Below are 12,589 nucleotides of genomic sequence, written 5' to 3'. Positions count from 1 at the left end.
GAAGGCCCCGTCCATCAGAAGAAGCGCGGATCGTCGAAGGCGCCGCTCGCGACCAGGTAGACGTAGAGGTCGGCGAGCGCCACGCTCGCCAACGACGTCCACGCGAGCAGCATGTGCCGGTTGGTCAGCTTTCCCGTCCACTGCCACATGCGGTACCGGACGGGATGCCGGGAGAAGTGCTTGAGCTTGCCGCCCATGACGTGACGGCAGGAGTGGCAGGAGAGCGTGTAGATCCAGATCAGTACGACGTTGACGAGCAGGACGAGCGTGCCGAGCCCCATGTGACCCCACTCGTAGTTCTCGTCGCGGAAGCCGAGGACGGCGTCGTACGTGAGGATGCCCGCCACGGGCACGGCGGCGTAGAAGAAGTACCGGTGGATGTTCTGCAGGATCAGCGGGAAGCGGGTCTCGCCGGTGTACTTCTTGTGCGGCTCGGCGACGGCGCAGGCCGGTGGTGAGGACCAGAAGGCCCGGTAGTAGGCCTTGCGGTAGTAGTAGCAGGTCAGGCGGAAGCCGAGCGGGAAGATCAGGATCAGGATGGAGGGGGACAGGCCCCACCAGCTGCCGAAGATCTCCCAGTTGGGGCCGCCCTTCATGGTTTCGCAGTTCTCGGCGATGCACGGCGAGTAGAACGGCGAGACGTACGGCGCCGCGTAGTAGTCCGCGTTCGCGAAGGCCCGCCACGTCGAGTAGACGATGAAGGCGAGCAGTCCCGCGGCGGTCGCCGCGGGCGCCAGCCACCAGCGGTCCGTACGCAGATGGGCAACGGTGATGGCGGCGCGCGTGCCGTCGCGCACGCCGCCGCCCGGTGCCGGTCCGCTCTTCGGTTGGGGTTCCGTGCCGGTGGCCAACGAGGCTCCACTCCTTCTTCCTCGGTCGGGGAGAAGCTCAGCGGGGAGAAGCTCGGCGAGTGTGTGCGGTGTGCGGGGTCAGGGCGCGTGGCGGTCGCAGCCGCCGAGGCCCTCGTCGTCGAGATCGCCGGTGTTCGTCCACAGCGAGCGGTCGTACGGCGTATCGGGGATCGTCACGAACTCGGGCTTGGGCGGTGGGAGGGGGGACGCCGGTGGCGGGACCGCCGCGCGCAGCAGCGCCACGCTCTCCCGCAGGTGATCGGTGTCCGTGCGCACCCGGCGCACGTCGACGCCCGCGATCTGGTCGCCGGCCTGCTGCTCCAGCCTGCCGACGGTGCGGACGAGGTCGTCCACGCAACGTTGTACAGCCGTCAATTCATCGTGCAGAGCCATTACTTGCCCTCACTTAGGGGGTGCGGTGGCAACGCTCATGCGCCTGCGAGTGTCGCGCGTCACATCCCGGCTTGTGAAGAGATCTGCAGTGATTGCCGGATCAGGGGCGGTGAATGCGCCGGATCACGCGTCGATCGCGCCGACCTCGACCGACGGTGACCGCTTGGCGATCGCGCGGCGGCGCCCGACCGGTGTCCGGACAGGCGGCGCCAACCCGGTGCCCGCCCACCCCATTGGGCCGCACGAGTGGCATCTGCGCGCCCCCGCGCCGTGCCTCCCCCGCACCGCGCGTCCCGTCGCCTTCAGTGGGGCGATAGATGTGATCAGCTCCATATACCGCCAAACGTGATCAAACCCGGCCCGGTCCTGGTAGCGGGCGGCCGGGCGAGCCCCGGACCCCGGAGGTACCAGTCATGTCCCACGACCGCGCCAGAGTCAGATCTGTCGTGTTCCTCGCGACGGGGGTGCTGGCTCTGCCCGCCCTCGCCGGATGCAGCTCGCACGACGAGGCCGGCCGGCCGGTCGCGGGCCAGGACGTCGCTCCCGCCGCCCGGGACATGGTCGCCGACGGCGGAACCATGAACTGGGCGGTCGACGAGCTGCCGGAGACGTTCAACTCCTTCCAGGCGGACGCCGACGAGGCCACCGCGCGGGTCGCGGGCGCGGTCCTGCCGTCCCTGTTCCGCCTCGACGCGCAGGGCAGGGCGCAGCCCAACGCCGACTTCCTGGAGTCCGCCGAGGTCGTCGAGCGCGAGCCGCAGCAGGTCGTCCTGTACAAGCTCAACCAGCAGGCGGTCTGGAGCGACGGCCGGGAGATCGGCGCCGACGACTTCGCCGCGCAGTGGCGGGCCCTCTCCGGCAGGGACAGCGCGTACTGGACGGCACGGAATGCGGGCTACGACCGCATCGCGAAGGTCGAGCGCGGCGCCAACAACCTGGAGGTGCGGGTCACCTTCGCCAAGCCGTACGCGGACTGGCGCTCCCTCTTCTCGCCGCTGTACCCGAAGCAGATCATGGGCACGCCCGACTCCTTCAACGACGGCGCGCGCCGCAAGCTGAAGGTGACCGCGGGCCCCTTCGCGCTCTCCGGCACCGACCGCAAGGCCGGCGACGTGACGCTGGAGCGCAACGCGCGCTGGTGGGGCAGCCCGGCGAAGCTCGACAAGATCGTGCTGCGCAAGGTGGGGCGCGCCGGGCGGGCCGAGGCGCTCGCCAAGGGCCGGGTCGACCTCGCCGCGATCGACGCGGCGGAGGCCGGCCGGATCTCCCGGGCGGCCGCGGACAAGGGGGGCGAGGGCCCGCTGGCCCACGGCCCCGGCGCCGCGATCACGCCCGCGAGGGCGCTGCGCTCCTGGGCGATCGCCCACGGCTCCGACGAGGAGGCCGCCGACACGGAGATCGAGGCACGCGCCAAGACCCGCAAGGCGGTCAAGAGGTACGCGACCGAGCAGGAGGGTCTGCGCGGCTACGTCGTACGCAAGTCACTGGAGCCCGCCTACACGCAGCTCGCCCTCAACGGTTCCGAGGGGCCGCTCGCCGACGACCGGGTGCGCCGTGCGGTGGCCCGCGCCCTGGACCGCGGGGAGCTCGCCAAGACCGTACTCAAGCCGCTCGGCCTGCCCGCCGAGCCGGTCGGCAGCCACCTGGCCCTCGCCGGGCAGCAGGCGTACGCGGACAACAGCGGGGCCCTCGGCGAGCAGGACACGGCCGAGGCGCGGGCGCTCCTCGCGGACGCCGGCTGGACGCCGGGCGCGCTGCTGAAGGGGAAGAAGGAAGAGGGCGAGAAGCAGAAGGGAGAGGAGGGGGAGAAGGAGGAGAAGACGGCCGGCGGCGAGTCGGACGCCAAGGACGAGAAGGCCGCGAAGGACGAGGAGACCGAGAAGTCGAAGGACTCCGGGGAGGACTCCACCGACGGAGGCGACGGCGACGGCGACAGCAACGACGACGGCACCTACATCGTCGGCGAAGAGGACAGCAAGCCCGGCGACTACGGCACCACCGTCCTCGCCCCCGCTCCCGCGGCCGCCTACCAGCGTGCCGTCCTGAACCGGCAGGCGGACGCCCTCGGCCTGCCCCGCGAGGCCGACAAGGAGAAGAAGAAGGAGCCGGCCGACCACGCCAAGCAGCACTCCAGGGACCAGGCCAAGGGCGGCGCCCCCGGCGCGTACGCCCCGAAGGGCACCGCCGCGCCGAAGGGCTCGGGGGCGAAGGGAGCCGCCGCGGCGGGTCCGCTCGCCAAGGACGGCAAGCCCCTCACCCTCCGGTTCGTGCTGCCCTCCGGGGACGGCTCGGAGCCGTTGCGGGCGGTGGCCGACCGGATCTCGCGGATGCTGCAGAAGATCGGCGTCCGTACGGAGACGGCGAAGGTCGCCGACGAGAGCTACTTCAAGGACCACATCGCGTCCGGGCAGTACGACCTCGCCCTCTACTCGTGGCCCGCCTCGGCCTTCCCGGCCACCGACGCCCGCCCGATCTTCGCCAAGCCCGTCCCGGCCGCGGACGGCTCGCTGAACGTCGAGCAGAACTACACGCGTGTCGGCACGGACCACATCGATCAGCTGTTCGACCAGGCGGTCGGCGAGCTGGATGAAGAAACGTCACGCTCCCTGGTCAAGAAGGCGGACGCCCGGATCTGGGCGGAGGCGGGCTCCATCCCCCTCTACCAGCGCCCCCAGCTGCTCGCCGCCCGCCCGAACCTGGCCAACGCCGGCGCGTTCGGCTTCCAGGCCCCGCACTACGAGGACATCGGCTTCCTGAAGCCGGGCGCGAAGCCGTCGGGCGGACCGTCCGCGAAGTAGCCCCCGGGGCCTCCCGAAGACGGCCGCCTCAGATTCCGCTCAACTCTCTTGCCCGCCGGCCCTCCCGGCGGGCAAGCTCGTGTTTACCCATTGACCTGCTGTTTCCCCAGTGTTCCCAAGGCTTTCCCCACCCCTGCGGCGCCCCCGCGGAGGCTGCCTCCGCGAGGGACACGTAGACTGGGGTGAGGCCGTGGCGTGTCCAGCCCGGCAGGGTCCGCGTAACTCAGATGTACGCGCGACCGACCACTCACTCCAGGAGTACGCCGCACTATGGCCACGCGCCACGACATCCGCAACGTTGCCATCGTCGCTCACGTCGACCACGGCAAGACGACCATCGTCGACGCCATGCTCAAGCAGGCCGGCTCGTTCGCCGCGCACGCCGCCGAGTCCCTCGACGACCGCATGATGGACTCGAACGACCTGGAGCGTGAGAAGGGCATCACGATCCTCGCCAAGAACACGGCGGTGAAGTATCACCCCAAGGACGGCGGGGACCCGATCACGATCAACATCATCGACACCCCCGGCCACGCCGACTTCGGTGGCGAGGTCGAGCGTGGTCTGTCGATGGTGGACGCGGTCGTCCTGCTGGTCGACGCCTCCGAGGGCCCGCTCCCGCAGACCCGCTTCGTGCTGCGCAAGGCGCTCCAGCAGCGCCTGCCGGTCATCCTGTGCATCAACAAGACGGACCGTCCCGACTCGCGCATCGACGAGGTCGTCAACGAGACGTACGACCTCTTCCTCGACCTGGACGCCGACGAGGACCAGATCGAGTTCCCGATCGTCTACGCGTGCGGCCGCGACGGCATCGCCTCGCTGACCAAGCCGGACGACGGCACGGTCCCGGCGGACTCCACCAACCTGGAGCCGTTCTTCTCCACGATCCTGGAGCACGTCCCGGCGCCGACGTACGACGAGGAGGCCCCCCTCCAGGCTCACGTCACCAACCTCGACGCGGACAACTTCCTCGGCCGCATCGCGCTGCTCCGTGTCGAGCAGGGCGAGCTGGCCAAGGGCCAGACCGTCGCCTGGATCAAGCGTGACGGCTCCATCTCGAACGTCCGCATCACCGAGCTGATGATGACCGAGGCGCTCACCCGCAAGCCGGCCGAGAAGGCGGGCCCGGGCGACATCTGCGCCGTGGCCGGTATCCCCGACATCATGATCGGCGAGACCCTCGCCGACCCGGAGAACCCGGTCGCGCTGCCGCTCATCACGGTCGACGAGCCGGCGATCTCCATGACCATCGGCACGAACACCTCGCCGCTGGTCGGCCGCGGTGGCACCGGCAAGGGCGCGGACGCGAAGGCGGCCGTCAAGGACCGCAAGGTCACCGCCCGCCAGGTCAAGGACCGCCTGGACCGCGAGCTGATCGGTAACGTCTCGCTGCGCGTCCTGGACACCGAGCGCCCCGACGCCTGGGAGGTGCAGGGCCGCGGTGAGCTGGCGCTGGCCATCCTGGTCGAGCAGATGCGCCGCGAGGGCTTCGAGATGACGATCGGCAAGCCGCAGGTCGTCACCAAGGAGGTCGACGGCAAGACGCACGAGCCCGTCGAGCGCATGACCGTCGACGTGCCCGAGGAGCACATGGGCGCCGTCACGCAGCTCATGGGCGTCCGCAAGGGCCGCATGGACAACATGTCCAACCACGGTTCGGGCTGGGTCCGCATGGAGTTCGTGGTGCCGTCCCGCGGCCTCATCGGCTTCCGTACGGAGTTCCTGACGAACACCCGCGGCACGGGCATCGCCCACTCCATCCACGAGGGCCACGAGCCGTGGTTCGGCACCCTGACGACCCGCAACAACGGGTCCCTGGTCGCCGACCGCTCGGGCGCCGTCACCGCCTTCGCGATGACGAACCTCCAGGAGCGCGGCGTGCTCTTCACCGAGCCGGGCACCGAGGTGTACGAGGGCATGATCGTCGGTGAGAACTCGCGCTCCGACGACATGGACGTGAACATCACCAAGGAGAAGAAGCTCACCAACATGCGCTCCTCCTCCGCCGACTCCTTCGAGGCGATCGTCCCGCCGCGCAAGCTCTCCCTGGAGCAGTCCCTGGAGTTCTGCCGCGACGACGAGTGCGTCGAGGTGACCCCGGAGGCCGTGCGCATCCGCAAGGTCGTCCTGGACCAGAAGGAGCGCGGCCGCTCCGCGTCCCGCGCCAAGCACAACTGACCCCACTGAGGTAGTCGGCAGGCGGCACACAGCCGCCTGAGAGGCCGATTTCCGCCGCTCCCGAGGGAGTTGGGCGGAAGTCGGCCTCTTGTGTTTTCGCTGGCGGGTACGGTGTGGCCACTGCTGCGCGGAGCTCTCCCGGCAACCGGTTTTTGTCCGCCACGTGTCCGGTATGCGGACGTCACTGACCGTTAGATGTGTAACACGTCCGTTTCGCAACCATCTATCTCGGATCGGTTTGTCCGGATTTTGGAAGTTGTACGGGCCAGGTGTGATTGAACCGAGACCAAAAGGGTGTGGTCGACCGGTACCTCATGGCTAATAGTTGACCGCGTATAGCTCGGGTCAATGGGTCACGCGCTGTGGGGAGCGCCGACTCACGAGCACACTGGGGTACTCGATCGTCGCCGTCAGGGGTGTCGGCGCGGTTTCTCGTACCCCCTCTTGTAGTGAACAAGTGGACTCATGAGGAGGAACCCCATGCGTGGTGCCAAGAGCGCCAAGTGGGTCGCGATAGCCGGTGTTGTGGCGCTGACGGCCACCGCTTGTGGCGGCGGCGACAGTGACAGCAATGGCAGCGGCAAGGTCGACCCCAAGGGGATCGTCAGCTACGCCAACGGCGAGCCGCAGAACGCTCTGCAGCCGTCGAACACCATGGAGGCGTACGGCAGCGTCGTCATCGACGCCCTCTTCACGGGCCTCGTGTACTACGACAAGCAGGGCAACATCACCTACGAGAACGCCGAGTCGGTCACCCCCGACAAGGCGAACAAGGTGTGGACCGTCAAGCTGAAGCCGGGCTGGAAGTTCCACAACGGTGAGACCGTCACCGCGAAGTCGTACGTCGACGCCTGGAACTGGGCCGCCGACCCGGCGAACGGCCAGCAGAACAGCTCCTGGTACCGCGACATCGTCGGCTACGACGAGGTCCACCCGGAGAAGGGCAAGGCCAAGAAGAAGGCCATGTCCGGCCTGAAGGTCGTCGACGACAACACCTTCACCATCACGCTGAAGAACGGCATCCCGTACTACGCGTACAAGCTCGTCTACAAGCCCTTCTTCCCGCTGCCCTCGGCCGCGCTGAAGGACCCGAAGAAGTACGGCGAGGCCCCGGTCGGCAACGGTCCCTACAAGTTCAAGAGCTGGGACCACAAGAAGTCGATCCAGGTCACCGCCTGGTCCGGCTACAAGGGCGAGGACAAGCCCAAGAACGGCGGCATCAACTTCAAGGCGTACACGACGCCGCAGGCCGCGTACAACGACCTGCGCTCGGACAACGTCGACACGATGCCGCTGATCCCGGACAGCGAGCTCGCCAACTTCAAGCAGGACTTCGGCGACCGCGCCATCGAGCAGGACTTCTCGGCGATCAACACGGTCAACCCGGCGTTCTACAGCAAGACGTTCAAGGACATGGACGTCAAGGTCATCCAGGGTCTGTCGATGGCCATTGACCGTGACACCATCGCGAAGCAGACGTTCGCCGGTACCCGTGAGTCCGCCAGCGGCTGGGTCGCCAAGGGTGTCAAGGGCTACAAGGCCGGCGCCTGTGGCGAGTTCTGCAAGTTCAACCCCAAGAAGGCCAAGCAGTTCGTCGAGGACGGCGGCGGCGTTCCGGGCAACAAGATCTCCATCCAGTACAACGCCGACCAGCCGCACGAGGGCTGGGTCACGGCCGTCTGCAACAGCATCACCAAGTCGACCGGCGTGAAGTGCGTCGGCGACCCGAAGACCGACTTCCAGGCCGACACCGAGGTGCGGGACAAGAAGCAGGTCAAGGCGATGTACCGGTCGGGCTGGGTGCTCGACTATCCGTTCAACGGCAACTTCCTCGCCGACCTCTACGGCACGGGCGTCGACGGCAACAAGGGCGGCTTCTCGGACAAGAAGTTCGACGAGCTGACCAAGAAGGCCGACGCGGCCAAGACGATCGACGAGTCCGCGGAGCTCTACCAGAAGGCCGAGGAGTCTCTGCAGAAGAGCTTCCCGGGCATCCCGCTCTGGTACAACAAGACGCTCTCCGCGCACTCCAAGAACGTGAAGAACGTGGTGTTCGACCAGGCCGGTGACCCCGTCCTGTCCGACATCGAGGTCTTCGAGAAGTAGTCGACGGAGGTCCGTCCCGAAGCGACGCCCGGTCATCCCCGGGCGTCGCTTCGGGCGGCTCCGGATTGGACGGAGGCACCAATGGGGCGTTACGTCGCACGGCGACTGCTCCAGATGATCCCGGTTTTCATCGGGACAACCCTGCTGATCTTCCTCATGGTCAACGTGCTCCCCGGCGATCCCGTACGGGCGCTCTGGGGAGACAAGCCGCCGGACCCCGCACAGGTGGCCCAGCTGAAGCACGACCGTGGGCTCGATCTGCCGCTGTGGCAGCAGTACCTGCACTACATGGGCGGTCTGCTGAAGGGTGATTTCGGAAACACCATCGCGGGCAACCGGCCCGTGCTCGACGAGATCTCGCAGGCCTTCCCGGTCTCGATGAGACTGGCCTCGATGGCCTGGACGTTCGAGCTCATCGTCGGCATCACGCTCGGCGTTCTCGCCGGCATCCGGCGCGGCCGGTTCGTCGACAACACGGTCACGCTCTTCACCCTGCTGGTGATCTCCGTCCCGATCTTCGTGATCGGCCTGCTCTGCCAGCTGTTCTTCGGCAACGAGCTGGGCTGGATCACACCAACGGTCCAGGACTCCGAGAACATGGGTCAGTTGGCGGTGCCCGCCATCGTGCTGGGCATGGTCGGCCTCGCCTATGTGGCGCGCCTGACCAGAACGTCCATCGCCGAGAACCGGTCCGCCGACTACATGCGCACCGCGGTCGCCAAGGGCCTGCCGCGCCAGCGCATCGTCACCCGGCACCTGCTGCGCAACTCGCTGATCCCGGTGGTCACCTACCTCGGTACGGACATCGGCACGCTGATGGGTGGCGCGGTCATCACCGAGGGCATCTTCAACGTGACGGGCGTCGGCAACCTGCTGTTCACGGCGCTCGCCCACCGCGAGGGCTCGGTCATCGTCGGTGTCGTCACCGTCCTGGTGCTCGTGTACCTCGCAGCCAGCCTGATCGTCGACCTGCTTTACGCGGTCCTGGACCCGAGGATCCGTTATGCCTGACCTCACCAAGACCTCGACCATGGACGAGAAGGCCGCGGCCCAGGACGAAGTCGTGGCGGGCTCGGCGGTCTCCGCCACCCCGGCGCCGGACAAGCCCCGCAGCCTCGGGGCCGACGCCTGGCGGGACCTGCGCCGCAACCCGCTCTTCATGATCTCCGCGGTGCTGATCGTGATCCTGCTCCTGGTGGCGCTCTTCCCGGGGCTCTTCACCACCGTCGACCCGACGTCCGCCGACCTGGCGAACGACTTCCTGAAGAAGCCGAACCTCGGCCACTTCTTCCAGGCCGACTGGTTCGGGTACGACCGGCAGGGCCGCAGCATCTACTCGCGCGTGATCTACGGAACGCGCAACTCCATCACCGTCGGTCTCGGCGTGACCATCCTGGTCACCCTCTTCGGCGGCCTGATGGGCATGCTCGCGGGCTACTTCGGCGGCTTCTGGGACAGCATCATCTCCCGTCTCACCGACGTGTTCTTCGGCATTCCGTTCCTGCTCGGCGCCATGGTCGTCCTGAACGCCTTCACCAACCGCACCGTGTGGGTGGTCATGGGCGCGCTGGCCTTCCTGGGCTGGACACAGATCACCCGCGTGATGCGCGGCGCGGTCATCACGACCAAGCACGCCGACTACGTGGTGGCGGCGCGCGCGCTCGGCGCCGGGACGAAGCGGATCCTGTTCCGCCACATCCTGCCGAACGCGCTCGCTCCGGTGATCGTCGTGGCGACCATCTCGCTCGGCACGTACATCGTGGCGGAGTCGACGCTGTCGTACCTGGGCCTCGGTCTCGCCGACGACGCCATCTCCTGGGGTGGCGACATCTCCAAGGCGACGCAGGACATCCGGAACAACCCGCACACGCTGTTCTTCCCGGCAGGAATGCTGAGTATCACGGTGCTGGCGTTCATCATGATGGGTGACGCCGTACGCGAAGCCCTCGACCCGAAGCTGCGCTGAGGGAGGCGTACGTGACCAGCATCGACCTCAAGACAGACTCTGTCCCCGCCCCCCGCTCGGGCGAGGAGAAGAGCGGCCGGCTCCTCGACGTGAAGGATCTCCACGTCGAGTTCCACACCCGTGAGGGCGTGGTCAAGGCCGTCAACGGCGTGAACTACAGCGTGGACGCGGGCGAGACGCTCGCCGTCCTCGGCGAGTCGGGCTCCGGCAAGTCCGTGACCGCTCAGGCGATCATGGGCATCCTCGACATGCCGCCCGGAAAGATCCCGCAGGGCGAGATCCTCTTCCGCGGCCAGGACATGCTGAAGATGTCCAACGAGGAGCGCAGGAAGATCCGCGGCCGCAAGATCGCGATGATCTTCCAGGACGCGCTGTCCTCGCTCAACCCCGTCCTCTCGGTGGGCTACCAGCTCGGCGAGATGTTCCGGGTGCACGAGGGCATGAGCCGCAAGGAAGCCAAGACCAAGGCCATCGAGCTGATGGAGAAGGTCAAGATCCCGGCGGCCAAGGAGCGGGTGAACGACTACCCGCACCAGTTCTCCGGCGGTATGCGCCAGCGCATCATGATCGCGATGGCGCTCGCCCTTGAGCCGGACCTGATCATCGCGGACGAGCCCACCACGGCGCTCGACGTGACGGTCCAGGCGCAGGTCATGGACCTGCTGGCCGAGCTCCAGCGCGAGTACAACATGGGCCTGATCCTGATCACCCACGACCTCGGCGTCGTCGCCGACGTCGCGGACAAGATCGCGGTCATGTACGCGGGCCGGATCGTCGAGACGGCGCCTGTCCACGAGCTGTACAAGCGCCCCGCGCATCCGTACACCCGTGGACTCCTCGACTCGATCCCGCGCCTGGACCAGAAGGGCCAGGAGCTCTACGCGATCAAGGGCCTGCCGCCCAACCTGCTCAAGATCCCCGGCGGTTGCGCGTTCAACCCGCGCTGCCCCAAGGCGCAGGACATCTGCCGCACGGAGATCCCGGCGCTCGTGCCGGTCACCGAGCAGGACGGCGCGGAGCTGCCGGGCCGCGGCAGCGCGTGCCACTTCTGGAAGGAGACGATCCATGGCTGAGCCGACGAAGGCTTCGAAGCTCTCGAAGTCGGACGAGCCCGCCGACGCCACCCCGAACGTCTCCGACGTGGAGACGGTGGACGCCGCCACGGCCGACGAGGCCGTCGCGGCGATCGAGGCGCCGGTCGAGCGCGGCGAGCCGATCCTGCAGGTCCGCAACCTGGTCAAGCACTTCCCTCTCACCCAGGGAATCCTGATCAAGAAGCAGATCGGCGCGGTCAAGGCGGTCGACGGCATCTCCTTCGACCTGTACCAGGGCGAGACGCTGGGCATCGTGGGAGAGTCCGGCTGTGGCAAGTCCACGGTCGCGAAGCTCCTCATGACCCTGGAACGCGCCACGGCGGGCGAGGTCTTCTACAAGGGCCAGGACATCACCAAGCTGTCCGGGCGCGCGCTGAAGGCGGTCCGCCGCAACATCCAGATGGTGTTCCAGGACCCCTACACGTCCCTGAACCCCCGTATGACGGTGGGCGACATCATCGGGGAGCCCTTCGAGATCCACCCCGAGGTGGCCCCGAAGGGTTCGCGGCGACAGAAGGTCCAGGACCTCTTGGACGTGGTGGGCCTCAACCCCGAGTACATCAACCGCTACCCGCACCAGTTCTCGGGCGGTCAGCGCCAGCGCATCGGCATCGCGCGCGGTCTGGCCCTCAACCCCGAGATCATCATCTGCGACGAGCCGGTCTCGGCCCTGGACGTCTCCGTCCAGGCCCAGGTCATCAACCTGATGGAGAAGCTCCAGGACGAGTTCAACCTGTCCTACCTCTTCATCGCGCACGACCTGTCGATCGTCCGGCACATCTCGGACCGCGTGGGCGTGATGTACCTCGGGAAGATGGCGGAGATCGGCTCGGACGAGCAGATCTACGAGCACCCGACGCACCCCTACACGCAGGCGCTGCTCTCCGCGGTCCCCGTCCCGGACCCGGAGGCCCGCGAGGGCCGCGAGCGGATCATCCTCTCCGGCGACGTCCCGTCCCCGGCGAACCCGCCCTCGGGCTGCCGCTTCCGCACACGCTGCTGGAAGGCGGAGGACAAGTGCGCGAAGGAGACCCCGCTGCTCGCGATCCCCGAGCGCTTCAAGGGTCAGGACACCCCGGCGGCGCATGAGTCGGCGTGCCACTTCGCGGAGGAGAAGGACGTCGTGCACGCGGCGTGACCTCCCGACGCTGGGGTGTGCCCCGTCATGCTTCACGCACGACGGGGCACACCCATGTGCGGGCG

General features: G+C 67.9%; 9 protein-coding genes. 7 read left to right on the top strand and 2 right to left on the bottom strand.

Translation table 11 applies throughout. The features are described from left to right. Positions 1–14: 14 nt before the first annotated feature. Positions 15–851 (bottom strand): hypothetical protein, encoded by an 837-nt coding sequence (locus tag DEJ48_RS13825; RefSeq protein ID WP_150216407.1) that lies wholly within the window; start codon positions 849–851, stop codon positions 15–17. Between the two features lie 78 nt (positions 852–929). Further along, positions 930–1,244 (bottom strand): hypothetical protein, encoded by a 315-nt coding sequence (locus DEJ48_RS13820; protein ID WP_150216406.1) that lies wholly within the window; start codon positions 1,242–1,244, stop codon positions 930–932. Between the two features lie 413 nt (positions 1,245–1,657). Between DEJ48_RS13820 and DEJ48_RS13815 the strand changes: the two genes are divergently transcribed. The 7 genes from DEJ48_RS13815 (at position 1,658) to DEJ48_RS13785 (ending at position 12,524) form a co-directional block, all read left to right on the top strand. Next, on the top strand, positions 1,658–4,042 hold the full coding sequence (locus tag DEJ48_RS13815; RefSeq protein WP_150216405.1) for an ABC transporter family substrate-binding protein: 2,385 nt from the start codon (positions 1,658–1,660) through the stop codon (positions 4,040–4,042). Positions 4,043–4,312: 270 nt separating this feature from the next. After that, positions 4,313–6,220 carry a translational GTPase TypA gene (typA, locus tag DEJ48_RS13810; RefSeq protein ID WP_150216404.1) on the top strand — a complete coding sequence of 636 codons (1,908 nt, stop codon included), beginning with the start codon at positions 4,313–4,315 and terminating at the stop codon, positions 6,218–6,220. A gap of 480 nt (positions 6,221–6,700) precedes the next feature. Next, complete coding sequence (locus tag DEJ48_RS13805) at positions 6,701–8,326, top strand: ABC transporter substrate-binding protein (protein WP_150216403.1); 1,626 nt, start codon at positions 6,701–6,703, stop codon at positions 8,324–8,326. Between the two features lie 81 nt (positions 8,327–8,407). After that, the gene (locus DEJ48_RS13800; protein WP_150216402.1) at positions 8,408–9,337 is read left to right on the top strand and encodes an ABC transporter permease; all 930 of its coding nucleotides are present in this window, start codon (positions 8,408–8,410) and stop codon (positions 9,335–9,337) included. Next, positions 9,330–10,292 carry an ABC transporter permease gene (locus DEJ48_RS13795; protein WP_150216401.1) on the top strand — a complete coding sequence of 321 codons (963 nt, stop codon included), beginning with the start codon at positions 9,330–9,332 and terminating at the stop codon, positions 10,290–10,292. The genes DEJ48_RS13800 and DEJ48_RS13795 overlap by 8 nt, the downstream gene beginning before the upstream one ends. An 11-nt stretch (positions 10,293–10,303) precedes the next feature. Next, the gene (locus DEJ48_RS13790) at positions 10,304–11,365 is read left to right on the top strand and encodes an ABC transporter ATP-binding protein (protein WP_150216400.1); all 1,062 of its coding nucleotides are present in this window, start codon (positions 10,304–10,306) and stop codon (positions 11,363–11,365) included. Then, complete coding sequence (locus tag DEJ48_RS13785) at positions 11,358–12,524, top strand: ABC transporter ATP-binding protein (RefSeq protein WP_150216399.1); 1,167 nt, start codon at positions 11,358–11,360, stop codon at positions 12,522–12,524. The genes DEJ48_RS13790 and DEJ48_RS13785 overlap by 8 nt, the downstream gene beginning before the upstream one ends. Positions 12,525–12,589: the final 65 nt, after the last annotated feature.

Source organism: Streptomyces venezuelae, assembly GCF_008642315.1.
GTDB lineage: Bacteria > Actinomycetota > Actinomycetes > Streptomycetales > Streptomycetaceae > Streptomyces > Streptomyces venezuelae_D.
Note: the sequence above shows the minus strand (reverse complement) of the source record. Positions and strands in the feature narration are given on the sequence as shown.